We start from the raw sequence: 20,494 nt of genomic DNA, 5'->3' as shown, positions 1-20,494 counted from the left end.
CTCACACCCGGTTGTGCTTCGCGATGCCGGTGAGCAGGGAGCCCGTTTCGTGGATCATCCTGGTCTGCTCCCGCTCGCGCGCCTCGATGAGCTGCGCGGCCCGCAGCACCTCGGCCATCCGGGCGGCCGGGACACAGACCACGCCATCACTGTCAGCGACGATCAAATCACCAGGAGAGATGGTCACGCCGCCCATGTCGACCGGCTCGTTCAACGACACCGTCCGGTAACGCCCGACCGTGGTCGCCGGGACACTGCCCCGGGCGTAGATCGGCAGGTTCGGGTAGTCACGCCGAATCTCCTCCACGTCCCGCACGCACGCGTCGAGGACGGCACCACCGATGCCCCGCACCGAGGCGCCGGCCGCCATGAGCCCGCCCCACACCGCGACGTCGGCCCCACCGGCCGCAATACAGATCACGCTGCCCGCTTCCGACTCCTCGATCGCGCGCAGGGCGTACGTCGGCGGCTCCACGGTCTCCGACGGCTCCTCCAGCACGGTGACGGCCGGGCCGACGAGCTTGCCGGGCAGGATCGGCCGGATGTCGCCGGTCAGGTATCCGCGGACCCCGAACTGCTCGACGGCATCCGCGACGGACGCGGTGGCCAGGGTCCGATAGGCGTCGATCATCTCCTGGGGCGGCACGACAAGCACGTGGTCTTCCTTTCGTTGCAGTTGTTGGTGGTCAACGGCAGAGCCAGCCGCCGTCGACGACGAGGATGTGGCCGTGGACGTAGGCGGCCGCGTCGGAGGCCAGGAAGACGGCCGCGCCCACGATGTCCTCCGGCGTGGCCCACCGGCCGGCGGGAATCCGGGCGGTGATCTCGGCCCGGCGCTCCGGGTCGGCACGCAGGTGGGCGGTCACCGCCGTCTCGACGTAACCCGGGGCGATGGCGTTGACGTTGATCCCGCGGCCGGCCCACTCGTTGGCCAGCGCCTTCGTGAGCCCGCCGATCGCGTGCTTGCTCGCCGCGTAGGACGGGACGAACATGCCGCCCTGGAAACTGAGTACCGACGCGATGTTGATGATCTTTCCGCCACCGCGCTGGAGCATCCGGGCGCCGGCGGTACGAGCGAAGTGGAACGCGGCGTGCACGTTCACCTCCATCACCTCGTACCAGTCGCCGTCGCTGAACGTCTCGGCCGGCGCCCTGCGGATCACGCCCGCGTTGTTGACGAGAATGTCGATGTCGTGGGAATCGAACAGCGACTCGACGAACGCGGGCCGGCCGGCGATGTCCAACAAATCGAACTGGATTGTCGACGCCCGGGCACCGATCGTCCGCGCCTGATCCGTCACCTCTGAGAGGTCGTCGCGCTCGGACAGCAGAACCAGTTCGGCGCCGACAGCCGCAAAGCCCAAGGCAATAGCACGTCCGATCCCGGTGCCGGCGCCGGTGACAAGGGCACGCCGGCCGTCCAGGCGGAACATCGGCGGCGTCTCTTCCGTCACGGCCACAATGTCCCCTCACCTCTCGCCGGGCTGCTCCCACCATTGGTGGTGCGGACGAGACTAGGCGAGTTGTTGCCGGCCGTTAACAACGGAAATCAAATGGGCGTATCCGCATAACGGATGGCGGCGGCGTGACAAGCCGACGCGCACCGGAGCACACCGGACGCCAACCCGGTCGGTGCACCATGAACGGTCGGGTGGACCCGATGCCTGGCAGCTGCCGGCGGCCGGGCACCCCAGCGCCGGTCACGGCGAGGACCGGGGTGCGTACGACGGCCGTGCCGGCGTTCGGCGGGATTGTCCCGTCGGGCGGAGACAGCGACAACCGCCGACATAGGCGCTTGTCGACACCGACTGTCAGCGCGAATTCGGTATCCGAATGATCGGATCCGTAACTCGAACTTAACCGGCCGCGGCGCATGCCTATAGCATCTGGCCCCACAAACAACCGATCATCTCCCGGGCCGAGCCGGCAAGCTCTTTCACTGACCATTTCCGGCGGGCCGGGACTCGGTGAGGCGCGGCCTGTCCATCGCTCGGCCAAATCACCGCCGGGTGCGGCGCGACGCCAGAAGGGAACGAGGCCAGAAGCGTAAGGCATTGACAACCACGGGTTCGCCGAGAAGCTGTGGCACGTTCCGCCGGCCTCGCCGTCGGGCCCGTTTCCGATCCTGTTACCCGATTTCTGAGAGCGCACAGAGAGGGCAAGAACCTCATGACAGCAAATTCGAACCTCGGACGACGGGGGTTTCTGGGCATGGCCGCGGCCGGCGCGGGCGGGCTGAGCCTGGCGGGACTGGTCTCGTCGCCTATGGAGGACCAGGTCGAGTACGCCACGCAGAACGTGTCGAAGACCTCCAGCCCGTCGGACCTCAAGATCACCGACCTGCGCACCGTCACGTTGCGCGGCGTGCCGTTCCGCAGCACGATCGTCCGGATCGACACCAATCAGGGGTTGTACGGCCTGGGTGAGGTGCGCGACGACGGCGACCGGCGGTACGCGCTGCTGCTGAAGAGCCGCCTGGTGGGCCAGAATCCGCTCAACGTCGAGAAGCTGTTCAAGATGCTCAAGCAGTTCGGCGGGCACGGCCGCCAGGGCGGGGGCGTGTCGGCCGTGGAGATGGCCCTCTGGGACATCGCCGGCAAGGCCTACGGGGTGCCCGTCTACCAGCTGCTCGGCGGGAAGTACCGCGACCGTGTCCGCGTGTACGCCGACGCTGCCGTGTCGAACAACCCGAAGACCTACGCCCAGCGCATGAAGGACCGGGTCAAGGAGGGCTACACGTTCCTGAAGATGGACCTCGGCATCGAGATGATCCAGGACGTCAAGGGAGCCTTCAACGGCAGGAACCTGTGGCCGGGAGACCTCGCCCAGTACAACTTCACTCCCGGCGGGTACGGCGCCACCCTGCACCCGTTCACCAGGGTCCAGCTGACCCGTAAGGGCCTGGACGCGATGGCCGACTACGTCGAAGCCGTGCGCGACGCCGTCGGCTACGGCGTACCGATCGGCCACGACCACATGGGACACTTCGGCATCAACGACCAGATCAAGCTGGCCCAGCGCCTCGAGGAGTACGCGCCGGCGTACATGGAGGACGTCGTGGCGTGGATGTACACCAAGCAGTTCAAGCAGTTCCGGGAGTCGACAAACGTACCGGTGATGACCGGTGAGGACATCTACGGACTCGAGGCGTTCAAGGAGCTCATCGACGCCGATGCCGTCGACATCGTCCACCCGGACCCGGCCACCGCCGGCGGCATCCTCGAGACCAAGAAGATCGGCGACTACGCCGAAGAACACGGTGTCCCGATGTTCCTGCACTACGCCGGGTCGCCGGTGGGAGCGATGGCCGCCGTGCACATCGCCGCGGCGACCCAGAACTTCGTCGCGCTGGAGAACCACTCGTTCGAGGTCGAAGGCTGGGACAACATCATCATCGGTCCGGCCAAGCCGCTGGTAAAGGACGGCTTCTACACCGTGCCGCAGGGGCCCGGCCTGGGTGTCGAGCTGAACGAGCAGGAGGTCAAGCGCCGGATGGACCCCGCCGAGGGATACTTCAACCCGACGCCGGAATGGGACAAGGCCAACTCGCACGACCGCATCTGGAGCTGACACGGGAGCGGCCGTCGCACCCCCAACGCCGCGGCGGCAGACCACGTACCGAGAAGGGGGCCGACCCGTGCGGTTCGGCCCCCTCCCGCGCCGCCGCCCATCCGTAGGACCCGACCGGGCCGCCCGCGTGGTCAGTGCTCGTGGCCGTGGTGATGACCGTCCTCGCCGTGGCGGTGCCCCACGTAGAAGTCGACCGTCCGGCTGCTCGCTGTGCCGGTCACGACCACCTCGGTGGTGAGAAGCGCCCCCGTCACCGACGCCGCGGTGCGCAGCGCGCGAAGCGCCACCGACACTGGGTCGACGATGCCCTCGCCCAGCAGGTCGCGGTAGTCGCCAGTGCGCGCGTCGTATCCGATCGGCTCGGGCAGCGAGGCGACGTGGGCGGCGACATGCGCCCCGTCCGCGCCGGCGTTGGTCACGATCCACCGCAGCGGCTCGGCGAGCGCCTCGCGGACGACGTACACCCCGATTTGCTCGTCGCCCAGGGCCGGCACACCGTCGAGGGCGGTCCCGGCCTTCACCAGCGCGGCCCCGCCGCCGGCGATCACACCGTCGCGGGCCGCCGCCCGGCCGGCGGACAGCGCGCGCTCCACCCGCTGCATCCGCGCCCGCCGCTCGGCCTCGGTATGGCCACCCACCCGAAGCAGACACACCCCGCCCGCCAACCGGGCGATCCGCACGCGCAGCCGGTCCCGGTCCCAGTCGGAGGTGGCCGCGGCGAGACGGGTCCGGATCTGCCGGATGCGCTGGTGCACCGCCGCCTCGCCACCCGCACCGCCGACGACGGTGGTGTCGTCGCGGGTGACGACGACGCGGCGGGCACTGCCGAGCACCTCGAGTCCGACCCGTCCCAGCCGCAGGCCTGCCTCCGGGGTGATCAGCTCGGCACCGGTGAGGGCCGCCACGTCGCGCAGGGTCTCGATGCGGGTGCCACCGAGCTCCGGTGACTTGACGGCGACACTGCGGAACGACTCCTCCACATTGTTCAACAGCAGGGTGGCCAGGGCGCCGTCGACGACGTCGTCAGCGATGACGAACAGCGGCCGTCCGCCCGCCACCACCCGCTCCAGCAGCGGCAGGAGCTCGGCGAGGGCGTCGATCCGCCCGTCGTGCAACAGGATGTACGGATGATCGAGGACAGCCACCATCCGCTGTGGATCCGTTGCCATGTACGGGCTCAGGTAGCCCGCCGGCAGTCGGAGTCCGTCGAGAAGATCCATCTCCGTGCCGGCCGCCTCGGACGCCTCGACCGTCACCACGCCGTCCGGGCCGGCCTTGTCCAGTGCGGCGGCCACCAGTTCCCCCAACTCCCGGTCCCGGGCGGCGTTGGTGGCGACCCCGGCGAGGTCGGCCACACCGGCGACGGGTCGGGCCCGGCCCCGCAAATGCGCGTCGACCGCGTCGACGGCCCTCCCGATGCCGTGCTTGAGCGCAACCGGAGAGGCTCCCGCAGCGATCGCCCGCAGTCCGTGCCGCGTCATCGCCTGGCAGAGCACGATCGCGGTGGTCGCGCCGTCACCGACGTGGCTCCTGGTGGTCTCACCGGCTTCCCGCGCCAGTCGCAGGCCCAGGTTTGCGTACGGATCGTCCAGACTCAGGCCCGCGGCGACAGTGTCGCCGTCGGCGGTGACGCTCGGAAGGCCACCACCGAGGCGGCGGCCCAGCACGACGGTCCGGCCGTGGGGACCGAGAGTCACCCGGACGGCGTCGGCCAGCGCGTCGACGCCTCGCTGCAGGCGCCGCCTGGCCGACTCGTCGAACAAGATCTCGGGCATGGACGCGTTCCTTCCGGTGGAACCGGGCAGCGGGAGCCGGCGCGCGGGCCGCCTCCGGCCCCCACGGCTGCTCAGGTGGGCAGTTGGGCCTTGAGGTACGCGGCCATCGACGTCAGCGAGGCCCGGGCCTCCGCGTCCTCGACGTCCTCGGCCACACCGGCGAACCGGTCGATCGCGGCCTCGCTCTGCTCGGCCAGCCGGTCGGCTGCCGTCAGGTTGGCCTGCATCCGGGCACGGTCGGCGAGCTTGACCGCGCCGGCGGCGTAGAAGCGGTTGACCAGCGCCTCGGCGTCGTCGAGCACCGGCTTGCGACCGCGCTCCATGATCAGCGCCGCCTGGAGCATGGCCCGCGCGTACCCGGTGTCGTATAGCTCACCGCCGTGCCCGCCGCCGCCGACCCCGGCGTACTGGCCGACGATCGAGCCGTTCTCGCGGTCGAAGTCCAGTGCCCGGGGGTGCTCGGCGAGGACGCCGCGGTCGTAGCCCTGGCGGACCAGCTCCCGCATGAACGCGAACATGTCGGTCTCGCCGTTGTCGGGGAACACTTCCGCATACCGCTCGCGCGGCTTGTCCACGGTCACGTTGCGGTAGTGGATGTGGTTCACCCGGTCTTTGGCACCGACGTAGCGCAGGAACTCGACGGCGTCGTGGCCGACCTCGGGCGTCACTCCCGCGTGCACGGTCAGGCCGTTGGACGGGCTGTCGTAGGTGTCGATGAGCCGCTTCCAGTCCGCGACGGACGCGAGCACCTGCGGGTTGCCGCGGCTGATCACCGCGGGCGGGTCGTTGGGGTGCACGGCCAGACGCACCCCGGCGGCCTCGGCCACGGGGATCACCCGGTCGAGGAAGTACTTGTAGTTATCCCAGATCTGCTCGTAGGTCAGCAGCGGCGTGCCGGGGCGCGGCGGCAGGTCCCTCACCGCGACCCCGTCGACCTCCCGGTGGTAGTCGAAGGCCGTGTAGCCGGCGCCCAGCCGATCCTCGTTGTCGATCAGCTCGTAGTAGCCCTCGGTGAGGCGGTGGACGTAGAAGTTGTATTCGACCACGCGGATGCCGGCCTGCCCGGCCGCGATCAACGACTGCTTGATGTACTCGATCTGCTGGTCCCGGCCGTCCTGACCACGCACGATGCTGTCCGTGATGTTGATCAGGTACGCAGTTATGTGCAGACCAGCCGCCTCCAACCGCTGCCGGTCGGCGATGAGGGTGGCCGCGGTCCAGGGCAGCGGCGGAGGGTTGGTGATCAGGGCACCGGTGACTCCGGCCTGCCGCCAGCGACGCACGGTGGCCTGGCTCGGATTGCGGGAGAACCACTGGCAGAGGCGCGGCGTGTTCGCGCTCTCCTTTACCTGCTCGGGCCACTTCAGATACGGGTAGGCCACGCCGCTCGGCCCGGTGGTGACCGTCTCGCCCCCGGCAGCGGCCGCGGCTGGCGCGCCGCTACCCGAGATGGTCAAACCGGCGGCCGAGACGGCCGCCAGTGATGCGCCTTGCTTGAGGACGTCCCGACGGGACTGCGCCATGATGCGTACCTCTCGATCGTCGATGCATGTCAGTGAGTGACCGCGTCATCGACACGGTCGCGGTCGGACCGGCCATGTCGGGTCCGACATCGGCTTCGTATTCACGAGTTGTCGACGGGACGGTGGCCAGCTACCACTTGCCGGGACACCGCCCGGACGCACATCGCATTCCGTGCCCACGGCTCCTTCCGACGAGATCGACGGGCAGAGTCGACCAGCGGGACTGTCGGTGGCTGCGACCGATCGAGTCTCGTAACAAGGCAGTAACGATGGACCTAGGTTCGTGTGGGCAGACGCTAGCCTCGACCGTCACCGGCTGTTAAGAACGAGTTACGGATGATGGCATTCACATCCTTGATTGCTCTTCACCGATGCCGGTCCCTGCCGCGACGTACGAGTCAACGGCGTGCCTGGCCTGCAAGGGGGTTCTAGGTGCTCAGGACGGATACCCGACTAGAGTGGTTCGTCTCCTTCCTGGGGGTGGTGGACACGGGAAGTTTCGTGGCCGCGGCGGAAGCGACACACCGTTCTCAGCCCCGAGTGAGCATGCATGTGGCCGCGCTCGAACGCGAGGTGGGACTACCCCTGTTCGACCGCCGGAAGCGGCCGGTCGCGTTGACCGAGGCCGGCGCCGTGCTCGCGGTGCACGCTCGGGCGGTGCTGCGCGAGCTGGTGGCGGCCGAGGCGGCGATGGCCCCATGGCGCGGCGGGGCACGGGGAGTCGTCACGCTCGGGTGCTACCCGAGCGCGAGCGCGGCCTTCATCCCGACGCTGCTACGCGACGTCTCCAGGACCATCCCGGACGTCAAGGTGGTGCTTGTCGAGCGCGCGACGCTGGATCTCGACCAGGCATTGACAACCGGGGAGGTGGACGTCTGCCTCCGCCCGATGTCACCTGCGCCAACCGCGCCCTCGGTCATCGGCCATCCACTGTGGGGGGAGCCGCTGGTGGTGCTGCACCCGATGGAGCATCCACTCTCCGAACTCCCGGAACCATTGACGGTCGCCGCCGTGGCGGCGTTCCCGCTGATCTCCATCGGACGCCTCGACGACGCGCAGTCGTCGGAGTTCGAGGTCTACCGGCTCTTCCGAGAGCACAACTTCGAGCTCGAACCCGTACAGGCGACCAACCAGCCGCAAACGCTCGTCGAGCTGATCCGTGCGGGGCTGGGCGTTGGCGTGACCAACTGGCTTGCCGTGCACATCGCCGACACCAATGGGGTGCGGGTACGCCGAATCGAGGGCAACTGTGGCCGCCGGGTAGCCGCATACCGCGACATGTCCCGGCCGATGAACCCGGCCGCCCGCAGCCTGCTCGAGCGCATCATTCAAGCACCCCGACCGCCCGGCACACGGCCACTCCCGGCTGCCACGGATATCTCGGACACGAGCAGCTGAGCGTCCAGCGGGTTACGGCGGATCGGGTCGTGAGGCGACGGACGAGCTTACGCGGGCCGGTCTGCCATCCGTCCGGGCCCTCGGCGCGGCGGCAGTCAACCGACAGCGAAGTGAGGTTCCCCCGGATTGTGGACACCGGGTTATGCCGCGACCTCGAAGAACGCTTCGGCCAGGGCGTAGTCGTACGACGAGCCGGCACGCCCATCGAGCGGCGGATGCCGTGCCGCTGGCAGGCGTCGGAGAAATCTGCCGCTGCCGTATTCTGCGCCCTGTCGGAGTGGAAAACGGCGGCTAGAACAACTGCTTACCTGGGCGCGGACACACGGCACGGTGCAGCGTGCCGCCATCGAGTGCACCAGCTCTAATGGCACCGCGTTGACCCGACACCTACACGACCACGGCATCAACGTCATCGAGGTCAACCAACCGACCGAGCCACGCGCCGCTAAAGCGGCAAGACGGACGCCATCGACGCCGAAGCCGCTCCCGCGCGGTCCTGGCCGGTCGCGCAACCACCACAGCAAAGACGACCAACGGTGCAGTTGAAGCACTGCGCCTGTTCAAACTCGCCAAAGACTCAGCGAACAAAGCCCGTACTCGGGCAATCAACCAACTCAAGGCGGCTCAACAATCAGCGCCTACGCACCCGCTGCGCCACCACCCGGAAGCCCGCGGACACCTCAACGCCCGGTAAGCCAGAGCCCTAATTCGGCGGGCATGAACCTCACTGAGGTCATCAGCGTCGAGGCGCCGATTGACGTACCTGTGGAGCTATTCGGATGGCACCGTCCGGGTGGCTTGGATGGCCCGGCGCAGCCGACCGTCGGCAGCCAACTCCCCGAACATGTAGATCTCCGTGGTGATGGTGCCACCCTTACGCAGCTCCGCGATGAGCCGGTACCGGGCGGCGACATGGTCGCCGTCCACCAGCGCCTGCTCCACCTCGACACGGAGACCAGCAGCCCGTTTGCGGGCCGGACGGATGTGATCCAGCAGCCGCTTCCGGTCCAGCAGCACGCCGTCGTTGACCAGCTCATAGTCCGGCGTGTGGTAGCGGTCAAGCACAGTCGCAGGATCCTCGTCGCCCAGCCCCGCTTCCTGCGGATAGTGGATTAGATAGCTGGTCAGATCGGTACGGGGCGTCATTTGATCTCCCTGAAACGACTTATCTTTGACAGGGTGTCCAGGATAATGTCGGGCGGTAGATTAGACAACATGTCAGAGATAACGCGTGGTCGGCGCCGGCGGCGGCGTTCGGACGCCGAGCGCAGCGCCGCCGCTGTACTCGACGCCGCCGTCCAGGTGCTCGGTCAGCATCCGGACGCGAAGGTGGAACAGGTCGCCGCCGCAGCTGGCGTCACCCGCCAAACGGTTTACGCCCACTATCCGTCCCGGCCGCTGCTGGTGGCCGCGGTCATCGACCAAATCACCGCCGAAGCCGTCGCCGCCCTCGACGCCGCCAACGTTGACAGCGGCACCGTCACCGAGGCGCTGCTGCGCTGGCTGGACGTCACCTGGCGGCTGTTCGACCGGTACCCGCTGCTCCTGCACCCGTCGGCGACCGCCGTTGACCAGGCGGACTCCGAACGTCAGCATGCCGCAGTCAACGGGCGCCTGGAGCGGCTGATCAGGCGCGGCCAGGCCACCGGCGAGTTCGACGGCACCCTCAGCCCGGCCTGGTTGTTCTCCGCGACCATCGCGCTCGGACATGCGGCCGGCAGCGAAGTCGCCGCCGGCCGCATGACCACCGCGCAGACCGCGGCAGCGCTACGCCACAGCATCCTGCGCCTCTACGGTGCCCGCGAGCCCTGATCAGCGACGGTCTCCTGCCGCTCCCGGGTCCACTCGATCTTCACCGGTGCACCCAGCCCGGGTCCGGGTTCGGGGATGCCGACGTCTTGGCCTCCGATGACGTTTGACAACAGCGCGACTCGCGGCATGAGGGTGGTTGCCGCGAGTCGCAAGCCCGAGCCGCTCGGGGATCCTCACGCACTCGACTGCGACGATCTGGAACGCCGGTGGTTACGTACCACCCACAGGACGCCTTGATGAACCAATACGCCGAGGCCGGTGTTGGACACAGCAAGCCCCGATGCGGTCAGCAGCGCTAGCTCGATATTCACCACGTCGCTCGCAACAAGCAAGATCGGCCACCCTGCAGCGGCGGCGATGAGAGACAACCGCCACCAGCGTCCGAGCACAAGGCCGAAGAGCATAAGCGTCGGGATCACGGCAGGCCCCTTCGATGCTCTTCCAGAATACGCGCATCGGCTGCTGGAGTAGACGAGAGCGGGTGCGATGCCCCGGTGACCCGCGACGTACGTCTACGCGAATCGCTCCAATTCGGTCGCGGCTAGTCGACGCACGCTCGGGTCGGTGTCGTCGACATATCGGCGGAGGATGCCTGGAGCGGCGTCGGGTGCGAGACGTCGTGCTACGACCGCGATCCGCTGACGGACGAGCGGGTCGGGGTCGTCCGCCAACTCGACCAGGAGTGGCGTCCAGTGCGATCGACTGGCGCCGGTGCTGGTGAGTCCGCTAATCGTGGCTGCTCGAACCGCGGCCTCGTCGTCTCGCGCCAGCATCGTCAGCTGCGGCGTCACGCGGGGATCGGAGTCGACGGCTTTCGGGAGTGCTTTGGCGGCCTGAGCTCGCAGGTACGGGTCTTCCTCGGCAGCCAGTGTCAGCAGGGGCATCTACCGCCGCCGATCCACCGATCGAGCCTAGGGCGTTGACCGCTTCTTCGCGGACGCGCCTGTCGTCGTTGAGAAGGCGCCGCAGAGTCGGGGTCGCTTCGTCGCTGCCGATCCTGCCAAGCGCGTACGTGGCCGTCGAGCGGACGCGGGCGCTCTGGTCGTCAGCGAGGGCGACAAGTGGCGCTACGGCATCCGCACGGCCGGCAGCGGCGCTGAGACTGCTCGCCGCTACCACTCGTACCTGCTCGTCCAGGTCACGCAAGGCCGTTACGAGCACGTCGAATGCCCGGTCGTTGGTGGCCGGATCAGGGATGGAACCGACCGCCATGGACCGGACTTTTGGATCCGAGTCGATCGATGTGGCGGCCAGCAGTTCAATATCCTGTGCTTCGGCCATAAACCCGAGGGCCCATAGCCCTACATGGCGAAGTTCGGGGGTGTCGCCCGTGATGCAGTCGAGCACGATGGGTCGGCTGGCTGCGCGATGAGCGTGCAGCAGTTCGACGATCTCAGCCTGTAGGCCGTCCTGGTCGTCACCAAGATCGTGCGCGGAGGCGCGCAACAGCGTCGGCAGTGCCGCCACGCCCTCAATACCGGCCAAGACACCAGCGATCAGGTCACGGCCGTAGAAGTTTCCCTCGTCAAGGAACCGGTCCAGTGCCTGGCGCAGCTGCGGCACGACGCTGATGTCGCCGGATGCCGCCAGGGCGGTGACGGTCGGGGCGATGTCGTCGTAGTCGTCCTCCAGGTCCACGGCGTGGCGGATCACTGCCTCTGACGCTGCCCGGCTGTCGATCATCCAGGCACCATGCCACACCCCAGTCTGGAACGAGCCCACGCGTCAGAAGAAGTCTGACGGTCTCTGCCGCTGCCTGGGCCGCGGCCCCCTCACCTCAGCCAGCGGAGGCCCCTGATGAACCGCACCGACCCTCTTGTCGAGCTGATCTCCGACCGGCTCGCCGGCGACCAGCCGCCAGCACAGATCGGCGTCCTCGATCCCTCGCCGGGTTCCGCAGCGTCGGCCGGAAACACACCCTGCCGGGCGGCCCAGAGCGTGTAGTCCAGCCAGGCCGGCTAGCACTGCCCCATCGGCCCCGTCCACGCACCTGCTCCCTGATCACAAGTCGACCGGGAGCACCGCGCGGTGGCTGTGGTGTCAGCCCTGGCGACAGTTCCAGGGGCCGGTGCCGGCGTACGTGATGCCCGGGTCTGTAGACATCGCAGAACGTGGCCCGGCCGTCGGCGGAGATCGACGCAGCGGCCCGCTTTTATCGACGAGACCGCGGGCCAGACGCAGTTTCCCGCGTTCGGTCAAGGGTGCATCAGCGTGGGGCACGAGGATCTCCCGGGGGTCGCGGAACCTTCGACAAGCTCCACCTCACCCGGAGGTCCTCACCCATTTCACGATCCAAGTGCTGTCACCAACGTCCATGGCCTTACGTGGTCCTCGAACGCGCTTCGCTCGGCGTCGGGCAGCAGCCCCGCGAGCTGGTCGCTCGCGGCGGTCACCACGCCTGGCAGGTGAACCGGTTCACGACCTCGCCTGCTCGGCGAAACCGGGGACGGCACCCTCGGCCATCTTGAGCCGGGTCCAGACGTTCATGTTGATGACGATCCCGATGATCTCGAGGATCTCCTCTTGCGAGAAGTGCTCGGCGAGCGCGTCGTGCCGGGTACCGAAGTTGTCGGCGACGGTCGCATCCGCGACGCGAGTGAGCGCCTCGGTGTAGGCGAGGGCGGCGCGGGCCGCGTCGTCGTGGAAGTCGGTCTCCCACCAGGCGGTCAGGGTGTCGATCACCGGTCGGGGGATGCCGGCGTCGCGAGCTGCCTCGTAGTGGAGGTTGAGGCAGTAGGTGCAGTTGTTGATCTGAGAAACCCGCAGGCGCAGGAGTTGGGCGAGCTGCCGGTCGATACGCAGGTGAGCCTTGTAGCCGAAGGTGTCGGCGCCATGGCGGGCGAGCTTGGTCAGGTCCTCGTTGGCTGAGCTGTCGGCCCGCCGGTTGGTGATGGTCACATCGCTCATCTCGTTACTCCTGTCGGCGTCGGTGATCTTGCAGCGAAAATACCTGACGCGAGGCGGGTGCTGCTGGCGCGCATACGAATCGGCGCGATGCGGAGGACATGCAGGGGTCGCTGGCAGTGACTGGGGCGTCGGCGGTGAATCGGCATGCGGTGATCTGCGAGGCCCGCCGCACCGAACCGGTGCGACGCACGGCTCCGATGGAGGCCGGGTTTACGCGCTCGGAAACGGGGAAGGGGCGGCCATGCGTACAGCTCTGATGAACAAGCTGGAGCAGGCCTCCGCGCTGGATCCCGTCGGGGACCGGCTACAGCCCAAGGTATGGGCAATACTGAGGCCGCAACGGGTCAAGGACGCCCTGCACGGCGTGTGGCTGGGTCATCCACTGCACCCGGCGCTGGTGCAGATCCCGATAGGCGCGTGGATCAGCAGCGCCGTACTCGACCTGCTGCCAGGGCGGCGGCGGATGCCCGGACAGGAGCAGGCCGCCACGACCCTGGTCGCGGTCGGCACCGCGAGCGCCCTGCCCGCCGCGCTGACCGGCCTCAACGACTGGTCCTGGCTCTGGCAGGAGGAACGGCGAGTCGGCCTGGTGCACGCCGCCGCCAACGCCATGGCGACCGCCCTCTACGCGGGCTCGCTCGCCGCACGGCTACGCGGGCAACACCAACTCGGCCGTACGCTCGGCCTGTTCGGCCTCGCCGCGGTGAGCGCCGGCGGCTACCTCGGCGCCCACCTCGTCTACAAACAGACCGCCCAGGTCAACCAGGGCGCCCCGGACATGCACCGGGTCGAGTACGGGTGGCGCCGGGTAGCCGAGGTCGACTCCCTGCCCGAATCCCAACTGCTGACCCGGCAGGTCGACGACGTGCCGGTGGTGGTGTACCGCGACGGCACCGACATCACCGTCATGCTGGACCGCTGCGCACACCAGAGCGGGCCGCTCGGGCAGGGCACGATGATCCAGGTCGACGGGCAGGCCTGCGTCGTCTGCCCCTGGCACGGCAGCACCTTCCAGTTGAAGGACGGCCAGGTCGTACACGGCCCCGCCAGCACCGACCAGCAGGTGCTGCCCGTACGGGTCGTCGACGGCGTCCTGGAGGCCAGACTTCCGTAAGCCCTTCCCAACCTGATTTTGCAGGTCAGGCTGGTAGGTGGGGGCTGCAGACCATGCCACCAGCCTGCGCCTGAACCGGCGGCGCGCGGACGATGCCAGTCAACCCCGGCGCGGCTGGTCGTCCGCGCCTGTCGACGGCAGCATGCGCTGCTCCTGGATCTCGATCTCCTGCCGCCAGCGATGTGCACCGGGATTCCATGCCTCGTCGATCGGTCCCATAATCTGCGCACCGACCCCGCTGCGCCGAACGCGCCGTGCCAGCCAAGCGAATCCTGTCAGCAGCACGCCAAGCCCGCCGACGACGATCGACAATCCCCATAGCGCGGCCATGACCAGCAGCCTATCCGAGGGCCAGTGCCCTGATGCGAAGTCACAATGTGCGCAGGGCGAGCAGGCGCAATAGCGGCGTGATGGCCAACTCCCGCGCGTCGCGCGCAGACACCTTGTCGCCTTCCAGCGAGGTGGAAAAGGCTCCCTGATTTGGAATCGCGGGCGCACAGAGTGCTTCAGTCGGCGGATCTGGGTATCCGGCTCCCGCTCGTGGCCGCGGAGGCGGCACTGCGCCACCAGCATCCCGCCTGGGACTCGGCATGAAGGTCGTGGTGGCGCCGGAATGCGAGGGCGCCACAACGGAGCACTCAGAACCTCGCCCAAAGCTCTTTGAGGTACGCGAGTAGCTTGCGGAATGGTCCCGACGAGACGACCTCGAGCGCCTCGGCTATCGATCGGGCTCGTTCTGCCTCGCCGGCGGGTGGTGGAGAGAACAATCGCCTGAATCGGCAGGCCGCCGTGCGGGCGTCAATGGTGGCACGGGTCGTTGATATCCAGGCCGCTCAGGTAACGGTCGTACGGCGCGGACGGCTTTGGCGTGTCGACGAGCCCGCATAGTGTGTCCAGCCATGCGTCGAGGTCCACTGCCGAGGTAGTGAGTGATCCGTCGGAGGCGAGAGTGACCAGGTTCCGCCCGGACACCATCGTCATCCGCACTTCGTTGCTCCGCCGCAGCGTCCAACTTCCGGCGGGCTCGGCGGTGCCCGTGTCCCAGAATCGGAGCATGACCTCCGGCCCCGTCAGGACTGGTTGCATGAGCAGGCGGCCGTCCTGGCTGAAGGTCGCGCGGTCGCCGGCCGTCCCCGCCAACCCGGTGGACAGGTCGCCGCTCTCGACGTCGACGATGAACAGCCGGCCGTCGCCGTCGAGCAGGGCGACCTTGTCGCCTCGCGCGCTGACCGTGAGGTCCACGTCGAAGGTGGCCTCCGACGAGAACGGGACAGTCTGAATCTCTTCCAGCTCGCCGTCGGTCCACCGCCAGACCGTGATGGCAGTGGTGAGGTCCATGAGCGCGAGGGTGCTGCCGTCGTCGCTGGCCGCCACGGCGTGGAACGCGCGGTCGTCCGCGCCGATCGTCCGCATCGCCCAGGTGCGCGTATCGAAGAGCAGTGGGCCGTCCCGCCCGAGCACGACGATGTGCACGCCGTCGGCCATGAAGTGGATGCCGTCGTCGGCGCTCAGCGACACGTCGTAGCCGAAGAAGGTCTGGTCTCTCCCAACCTGCTCGCCGGTGCGGAGATCCCAGAGCGTAAGTCGTGCGGTGTAGCTCGCCTCTCCCTCGTCGAGGAACACCGCCCGGGTTCCGTCTTGGGTGCTCGCGATCGCGTCGTCGATCGGATCGAACTCGATGGGGAGAGTACCCAGGCGTCGGATGCCGGCATCCTCGTCTGCTGCTGTCCACACCTCGGTGGTCGAGCCGACCCTACGCAGGGCGAGCCGCCCGTCGGGCGTGAGTTCGCCCGCCTTCGGCACCATGGCCGGCACGGCGCGGCCGACATGCGATTCACCGGCATCGAAGAGGGTCACCGCACCGTCGACCGTTCCGACAGCGACCCACCGACCGTCGCCGGAAGCGGCGACACTGGTGGCGGGCCAGGCAAACGAGCCGAGGGTCGCCTGGGACCGGAGGGCCGGATCGTAGATTTCGACCGCTCCGCCGCGAGCACCCACCACCTGTGCGGGGTTGTCGGCGGGCAGTGTCGCCAGCAGTCCGCCGTCGCGGTCGGTTCCCTGCCGCCGTCCCGCGATCAGGTCCCACAGTTCCGTCCTGCCATTGGAGTCCGTGCTGATCAACGCCCGGCCGTCGGGGAAGAGTGCGGAGAGTCTCTCCTCGGCCTTGATCTGATGTGGCTCGCCGACGACGGTCCACGCTCGGCTGCTGGGTGAAAAACGACGGAGCCGACCCGGTTCCCAGGCGAGCAGGCGGTCCCGGTCGTCGAATGCCAACTGCTCGGCACGGCTCGCGCTCTGAACCAGAATCGCACCGGTCCACGCATCCCAGATGGCGAGCTGGCGATCCTCGGTGCCAGAGGTGTGGTAGGTGGTTGCCAGCCATCGTCCGCTCGGTGAGAACGCAGTCGCCCACAGCCCGTCAGCGGCGTTGGACAGCTCCGTGGGATCGCCGGCCTGCAGCGTCCGCAGACGCGTCGCCTGCCGTACGTCCCAGACCTCGATCTGATTGGGCCAAACCTCGAGCGCCAGGAGCTGGGCGTCTGCGCTGAATTCGAGCCACCCCCCACCCATCGGTACGGAGCCAGTGTCCAGCCTGCGCTCGACGCCCGTGCGGATGTCGTAGAGGTGGACCACCCGGTCGGATTCGTAGTGCGAGTAGTAGGCCATGGTCGAACCGTCGCGGCTGAGAGCCACCTCCGTGGAAGGCCCGCCTGCGGATCCCCGATATCCCGCCACGGCGTTGGCGCCGCCGCGCAAGTGGCGTACGACGTGCTGGTTTGCCTCCACCGCCGAGGCGACGGCCCGCACGGATTCGCTCGTCGGGTGGGCGGCCTGGGAGTACAGCGCGAGTTGGGCGGCGACACGCGAGTCCTGGTCGGACAGTTGCAGTGACTGTGCCGCCATCGCCTGGGAGGCGGAGGTGTGCGCCCGGTCCAGGGCCTCGTTTCGCTGCTGCACGGCGACGATGGACACGCCCATGACTGCGGCAAGGAGGAACACGAGCACGGTGAAGGCGAAACGACGCACCCAGGTGAAGTTGCGGTGCTGACGGATGTCCTCGCTGTCGATCTCGTCCTTGGTACGTCCATGCAGAGGCGCGGCGAGAGTGGCGACGGCGTCCCGGAACTCACTCTGCCGCAGCGAGTATTTTTTACCGATCCGTACCTCGGCGAGGTCTACCCAGAGCGGCACATTCGGGAACTTCCCGCGCAGCGTCTCCGGGAGCGCGTTCGTACGCGACCAGTCGAAGTCGTTGGCGTTCGGGTCCCAAACGAGTGTTCCAGCGCTGACCGCGATGAGCAGACGTTCCATGGGCCGGTTGGCGACCCAGAAGTCGATCTCCTTACCGACCCACGGCGACGCCGCCGCCTCCGGGGAGGCGAGGTAGATGAGGTACTCGCTCTCCTGTAGCTCGGCCAGGATGGATGACCACAGGTCGTGGTTGGCCGACAGGCTGGTGGTGTCCCGGAAGACGCGGATCGCCGAGCGTCGAGCCCACGGTCGCGCGAGATTTCTCAGCCCGTGTTCGAGGGCCTTGGCGAGCTGCTTGTCGCGCTGATGGCTGTACGAGATGAAGGCGTCGCGCTTGATGAGCCGACCTCCCTGTCAACGTCCTGAAGGGTTGGGACGGATCGGATTTCCCGTGAACCGTGAACCCGACGGGCGGTCAGCCGACGTTGCGCTGCGACGGCAGATGTCCCTGGTCCGTCGACGCCGTGTCGCGGCCGGCCAGCTGCCCGTGCAGCAATGCATCGACCGTCTCGTCGCTCATGCCGGCGAGTTTCCCGAGGCCTAACACGTACGAGCCCAACCGCATCTGCATGGCGGAGAGCTCGGCGCGGCATTCGGCGTTGCCTGGCCACTCCTGCTCGGGTCTGCCGGGCGACTCCTGCTCCCAGAGGTGTAGCTCCGGATGCCAGCGCGAGAGGAACGGGGCGAGTTCGTTGTTCATCATCGCGAGCGCTAGGTGCTCGACCGAAGGGGCGGCACCGACGTGCCGGCTCGGTTCCACCTCATCGAGGATCTGCCGCGTGAACAGCACCAGCGCGTGCAACGACGACAGGGCCTCCCGAAGCCGCCCGGTGCCCGGCGCCAGAGGGCGGATCGCCACCCGGCTCGTCATCTCCTTGAACAGCCGCCAGGCGACCTGTTGCGTGTCGCGGGTGAGCACGAAGTTCAGCTCACTCAGCTGAGGCACGGTCACCTTCACGTCCGTCAGACGGATCCCACCTGCGCTGTACGCGTGCACCACCACAGCGGTCACAGCACCCGCGGTCGCTCCGGCGAGGATGAACAGGTTCTGCCCGTCGAGCAGGCTCGCGTAGTAGATCGCCACGCCGACCGCCGCACCGACAATGAGGCCCACCAGGATCTTGAGCCACCACCATCGGCGCATGCCGCCCCACCCACTCCCTGTGACATGGACAGATCTGGCATCGGTCGCCAGGGTTGCCATCCAATCACGACAAGGCATGTCCCGGGGTACACCAGTTCGTGAGTGTCCGGGAACTCGGCAGGGCACAGTCCCCACAGAGCGATGAAGCACGGCATGTAGTGGACCGGTATGAGGTGAACTCCTGGCAGATCGCCGATCGTCTCGGCCAGTCGCACACCAGGAGCGCGTTGTGTCGTAGTGGCCTGGGTGTGCCTGCTCGTCATGCCCGACCCTCCGACCGGCGTGGCGTCGACCTGCACGGTTGATCCGTCGTTCTCGCTGACCGACGCCCAGTGGGCGATCATCGAGCCGCCGCTACCCACGCTGGCCAACATGGATGCCATTCCCGACCGTCACCGGTAGCGTTCGCCTCTACCGGTGACGCCCGGAGGTTCTGTTCCTATCGGATACAGCCTTACCTGGAGATGGCGGATGGCGGCTCAGCCCTGGGCCTTCGGCCCGGTGGGAGACCTCGCGTGGCAACACTTCCCAGAGGCCCGGGAGCAGATCGCGGACCTGGTCTGCACCGAGCTGCAAGGCGCGATCAACGCCGACCGGATGCCGCAGCCGGTGGACCAGTTCGAATACGCGCTGCACGCCGTCGGCCCGCTGATCCGAGACCTCGGCCTGGTCGAGCTCGATCCTGACCTGGTCCGGCGCTTCTGCCTGTTCTGTCGTGACCTCCTGGGCTACACCGGGCCGGACGAGTACGAGGTGTCCCACGTGCTCGGCATGTACGTGCTCGACGGGTTGGACGGCCCACCCGTCGTCCGGGTCATCCGGCAAGCCGACCCGCAGCTGATCGAGCTGGTACGAGCCCGCTTCCCCAGGATGTGGGCGGAGGAGTGAGCCCCCGACAAGCGAGGTCAGCCGACGCCTCGACCCGCGCGGTGTGTCGGCTCCGGCTAACTTGATCTTCAATTGTTGACATCCTCTGGGGACCTTCAGGGGCGGGTTGGAGGCTTAAGGTCCGTCCCGGAACAAAGGCGAACGGTCATGACCTGGCAGGTGACCACGCGTTTCAGCTTCGCGCGGGTGTCTCCCGTTTGCGCCACGGCGCCAAGAGAGCCAAACGGTCGAAGCACCCCTCCGCGGCGAGGAGCACTGCACCGCCGGACAGGAATCTCCGGCGGCGCAGTGATCGGTGCGCGGTGTGCCCCCGGAGTTCACCTCCGTCGCCGATATCCTCTCGGCCCTGACCGTGGATCGCGCCCGCACATGAGCAACCGCGCCCGGACCGCCGCACGATGCAACCCGGGGCGAGGCCACCTCGCTCTTCCCGCCGGCTCAGGCCCACAGCGGCCGCTCATGGCAGGACGAACGAGAAGCCCCTGCAGGTTCAGCGATTCAACGGAACGCCGACCTTGGCGCAGCGAGCGATCTCCCCACGGCTGATGCCCAGCCCCGTGGGCGACGAATCGTGCGCGGCGAGAAGGTACGGAGTCGTGAGAGACGACCGGAACTTGGGCCGGCCAAGTGCTTTCGGGATGGGGCGGGACGACCAGTTCCCCGCACGAGTCCCACTCCAGGCTGCCCCAGCCGCGCTGGGCGAGCAGCGGGTCCAGAACGGCGCGGACGGCCAGGGCGAACGACCTGCCCGAGCAGCCCGCCAACAGGATCGGATCCAGGCACCGGACCGGGACGCCACCGCGAACGGTGATCTTGCTGGCGCGGTCGCGGGAAACACCGGCGACCAGGAGCCCGATGTCGAGGAGTTTACGTCTGGCATTAACGCGGAACTTGCCGTCGCCGCTGCTGGCGAGGCCGGAAAGGCAGCCGGCGCAGCGGACATCGAGCAGAGTAAGACCCGGGCGCCGAAGGGTCCAGGACAGAACGATATGAGGACGCGTAGACATGATCCCTCTGAAGACCTGACGAAAGGCATGGAAAAGGAGCCGACGGCAACGTCGGCGACCGATGCACGGCGAAGGTGTCAGGTCTAAAGAGCAGGCGGCGT

General features: G+C 68.0%; 20 protein-coding genes and 1 pseudogene. 8 read left to right on the top strand and 13 right to left on the bottom strand.

The features are described from left to right. Position 1: 1 nt before the first annotated feature. Both ABZS42_RS04500 and ABZS42_RS04495 read right to left on the bottom strand, forming a co-directional pair. Positions 2–655 (bottom strand): RraA family protein, encoded by a 654-nt coding sequence (locus ABZS42_RS04500; RefSeq protein WP_355142519.1) that lies wholly within the window; start codon positions 653–655, stop codon positions 2–4. A 31-nt stretch (positions 656–686) separates the two neighbouring features. Then, positions 687–1,454, bottom strand: coding sequence for an SDR family oxidoreductase (locus ABZS42_RS04495; protein WP_355142517.1), 768 nt, complete (start codon positions 1,452–1,454; stop codon positions 687–689). A gap of 757 nt (positions 1,455–2,211) precedes the next feature. On the opposite strand from ABZS42_RS04495, the gene ABZS42_RS04490 reads away from it, so the two are divergent. Next, the gene (locus tag ABZS42_RS04490) at positions 2,212–3,570 is read left to right on the top strand and encodes a mandelate racemase/muconate lactonizing enzyme family protein (protein ID WP_355142515.1); all 1,359 of its coding nucleotides are present in this window, start codon (positions 2,212–2,214) and stop codon (positions 3,568–3,570) included. A gap of 131 nt (positions 3,571–3,701) precedes the next feature. Here the strand turns inward: ABZS42_RS04490 and ABZS42_RS04485 are convergent, their stop codons facing one another. Then, positions 3,702–5,345 (bottom strand): molecular chaperone GroEL, encoded by a 1,644-nt coding sequence (locus tag ABZS42_RS04485; RefSeq protein ID WP_355142513.1) that lies wholly within the window; start codon positions 5,343–5,345, stop codon positions 3,702–3,704. Between the two features lie 71 nt (positions 5,346–5,416). After that, on the bottom strand, positions 5,417–6,868 hold the full coding sequence (locus tag ABZS42_RS04480; protein WP_355142511.1) for a mannonate dehydratase: 1,452 nt from the start codon (positions 6,866–6,868) through the stop codon (positions 5,417–5,419). A 432-nt stretch (positions 6,869–7,300) separates the two neighbouring features. On the opposite strand from ABZS42_RS04480, the gene ABZS42_RS04475 reads away from it, so the two are divergent. Then, the gene (locus tag ABZS42_RS04475; RefSeq protein WP_355142509.1) at positions 7,301–8,266 is read left to right on the top strand and encodes a LysR family transcriptional regulator; all 966 of its coding nucleotides are present in this window, start codon (positions 7,301–7,303) and stop codon (positions 8,264–8,266) included. Between the two features lie 152 nt (positions 8,267–8,418). On the opposite strand, the pseudogene ABZS42_RS04470 reads toward ABZS42_RS04475, so the two are convergent. Beyond that, a pseudogene (locus tag ABZS42_RS04470) lies at positions 8,419–8,552 on the bottom strand (IS3 family transposase); the annotation flags it as partial. 485 nt (positions 8,553–9,037) lie between these two features. Then, complete coding sequence (locus ABZS42_RS04465) at positions 9,038–9,412, bottom strand: nuclear transport factor 2 family protein (protein WP_318399210.1); 375 nt, start codon at positions 9,410–9,412, stop codon at positions 9,038–9,040. Between the two features lie 69 nt (positions 9,413–9,481). Here ABZS42_RS04465 and ABZS42_RS04460 point away from each other — a divergent pair, with 69 nt between their 5' ends. After that, the gene (locus ABZS42_RS04460) at positions 9,482–10,078 is read left to right on the top strand and encodes a TetR/AcrR family transcriptional regulator (RefSeq protein WP_355142507.1); all 597 of its coding nucleotides are present in this window, start codon (positions 9,482–9,484) and stop codon (positions 10,076–10,078) included. 173 nt (positions 10,079–10,251) lie between these two features. On the opposite strand, the gene ABZS42_RS04455 is transcribed toward ABZS42_RS04460, so the two are convergent. The 3 genes from ABZS42_RS04455 to ABZS42_RS04445 form a co-directional block, all read right to left on the bottom strand. Then, positions 10,252–10,497, bottom strand: coding sequence for a hypothetical protein (locus ABZS42_RS04455; protein WP_355142505.1), 246 nt, complete (start codon positions 10,495–10,497; stop codon positions 10,252–10,254). Positions 10,498–10,590: 93 nt separating this feature from the next. After that, the gene (locus ABZS42_RS04450) at positions 10,591–10,923 is read right to left on the bottom strand and encodes a HEAT repeat domain-containing protein (protein WP_355142686.1); all 333 of its coding nucleotides are present in this window, start codon (positions 10,921–10,923) and stop codon (positions 10,591–10,593) included. Next, positions 10,805–11,761, bottom strand: a complete 957-nt coding sequence (locus tag ABZS42_RS04445; RefSeq protein WP_355142503.1) for a HEAT repeat domain-containing protein — start codon at positions 11,759–11,761, stop codon at positions 10,805–10,807. The genes ABZS42_RS04450 and ABZS42_RS04445 overlap by 119 nt, the downstream gene beginning before the upstream one ends. Before the next feature lie 114 nt (positions 11,762–11,875). Here ABZS42_RS04445 and ABZS42_RS04440 point away from each other — a divergent pair, with 114 nt between their 5' ends. Next, the gene (locus ABZS42_RS04440) at positions 11,876–12,022 is read left to right on the top strand and encodes a hypothetical protein (RefSeq protein ID WP_355142501.1); all 147 of its coding nucleotides are present in this window, start codon (positions 11,876–11,878) and stop codon (positions 12,020–12,022) included. A 471-nt stretch (positions 12,023–12,493) separates the two neighbouring features. On the opposite strand, the gene ABZS42_RS04435 is transcribed toward ABZS42_RS04440, so the two are convergent. Then, the gene (locus tag ABZS42_RS04435; protein ID WP_355142499.1) at positions 12,494–12,985 is read right to left on the bottom strand and encodes a carboxymuconolactone decarboxylase family protein; all 492 of its coding nucleotides are present in this window, start codon (positions 12,983–12,985) and stop codon (positions 12,494–12,496) included. 241 nt (positions 12,986–13,226) lie between these two features. On the opposite strand from ABZS42_RS04435, the gene ABZS42_RS04430 reads away from it, so the two are divergent. After that, positions 13,227–14,099 carry a Rieske (2Fe-2S) protein gene (locus ABZS42_RS04430; RefSeq protein WP_355142497.1) on the top strand — a complete coding sequence of 291 codons (873 nt, stop codon included), beginning with the start codon at positions 13,227–13,229 and terminating at the stop codon, positions 14,097–14,099. 99 nt (positions 14,100–14,198) lie between these two features. On the opposite strand, the gene ABZS42_RS04425 is transcribed toward ABZS42_RS04430, so the two are convergent. From ABZS42_RS04425 to ABZS42_RS04415, 3 genes are all read right to left on the bottom strand, one after another. Then, a complete protein-coding gene (locus tag ABZS42_RS04425; RefSeq protein WP_355142495.1) occupies positions 14,199–14,429 on the bottom strand; it encodes a hypothetical protein in 231 nt (76 codons plus the stop codon). A 468-nt stretch (positions 14,430–14,897) separates the two neighbouring features. Next, on the bottom strand, positions 14,898–17,675 hold the full coding sequence (locus ABZS42_RS04420) for a hypothetical protein (protein WP_355142685.1): 2,778 nt from the start codon (positions 17,673–17,675) through the stop codon (positions 14,898–14,900). 94 nt (positions 17,676–17,769) lie between these two features. Beyond that, positions 17,770–18,498, bottom strand: coding sequence for a hypothetical protein (locus ABZS42_RS04415; RefSeq protein ID WP_355142493.1), 729 nt, complete (start codon positions 18,496–18,498; stop codon positions 17,770–17,772). 261 nt (positions 18,499–18,759) lie between these two features. Here ABZS42_RS04415 and ABZS42_RS04410 point away from each other — a divergent pair, with 261 nt between their 5' ends. From ABZS42_RS04410 to ABZS42_RS04400, 3 genes are all read left to right on the top strand, one after another. Further along, positions 18,760–18,900 carry a hypothetical protein gene (locus tag ABZS42_RS04410; protein ID WP_355142491.1) on the top strand — a complete coding sequence of 47 codons (141 nt, stop codon included), beginning with the start codon at positions 18,760–18,762 and terminating at the stop codon, positions 18,898–18,900. Between the two features lie 69 nt (positions 18,901–18,969). Next, entirely contained in the window at positions 18,970–19,386 is a 417-nt protein-coding gene (locus ABZS42_RS04405; RefSeq protein ID WP_355142489.1) for a hypothetical protein, read from the top strand. A gap of 596 nt (positions 19,387–19,982) precedes the next feature. Then, positions 19,983–20,480 carry a hypothetical protein gene (locus ABZS42_RS04400; protein ID WP_355142487.1) on the top strand — a complete coding sequence of 166 codons (498 nt, stop codon included), beginning with the start codon at positions 19,983–19,985 and terminating at the stop codon, positions 20,478–20,480. Positions 20,481–20,494: the final 14 nt, after the last annotated feature.

Source organism: Micromonospora sp. NPDC005367 (genome assembly GCF_040606825.1).
Taxonomy (GTDB): Bacteria; Actinomycetota; Actinomycetes; order Mycobacteriales; family Micromonosporaceae; genus Micromonospora.
Note: the sequence above shows the minus strand (reverse complement) of the source record. Positions and strands in the feature narration are given on the sequence as shown.

Coding starts and splice junctions, on each gene's coding strand:
- ABZS42_RS04445 (WP_355142503.1), bottom strand. CDS start 11,761: ATGATCGACAGCCGGGCAGCGTCAGAGGCAGTGATCCGCCACGCCGTG.
- ABZS42_RS04425 (WP_355142495.1), bottom strand. CDS start 14,429: ATGGCCGCGCTATGGGGATTGTCGATCGTCGTCGGCGGGCTTGGCGTG.
- ABZS42_RS04465 (WP_318399210.1), bottom strand. CDS start 9,412: ATGACGCCCCGTACCGATCTGACCAGCTATCTAATCCACTATCCGCAG.
- ABZS42_RS04405 (WP_355142489.1), top strand. CDS start 18,970: ATGGCGGCTCAGCCCTGGGCCTTCGGCCCGGTGGGAGACCTCGCGTGG.
- ABZS42_RS04490 (WP_355142515.1), top strand. CDS start 2,212: ATGGCCGCGGCCGGCGCGGGCGGGCTGAGCCTGGCGGGACTGGTCTCG.
- ABZS42_RS04480 (WP_355142511.1), bottom strand. CDS start 6,868: ATGGCGCAGTCCCGTCGGGACGTCCTCAAGCAAGGCGCATCACTGGCG.
- ABZS42_RS04460 (WP_355142507.1), top strand. CDS start 9,482: ATGTCAGAGATAACGCGTGGTCGGCGCCGGCGGCGGCGTTCGGACGCC.
- ABZS42_RS04435 (WP_355142499.1), bottom strand. CDS start 12,985: ATGAGCGATGTGACCATCACCAACCGGCGGGCCGACAGCTCAGCCAAC.
- ABZS42_RS04415 (WP_355142493.1), bottom strand. CDS start 18,498: ATGCGCCGATGGTGGTGGCTCAAGATCCTGGTGGGCCTCATTGTCGGT.
- ABZS42_RS04410 (WP_355142491.1), top strand. CDS start 18,760: ATGCCCGACCCTCCGACCGGCGTGGCGTCGACCTGCACGGTTGATCCG.
- ABZS42_RS04485 (WP_355142513.1), bottom strand. CDS start 5,345: ATGCCCGAGATCTTGTTCGACGAGTCGGCCAGGCGGCGCCTGCAGCGA.
- ABZS42_RS04430 (WP_355142497.1), top strand. CDS start 13,227: ATGCGTACAGCTCTGATGAACAAGCTGGAGCAGGCCTCCGCGCTGGAT.
- ABZS42_RS04440 (WP_355142501.1), top strand. CDS start 11,876: ATGAACCGCACCGACCCTCTTGTCGAGCTGATCTCCGACCGGCTCGCC.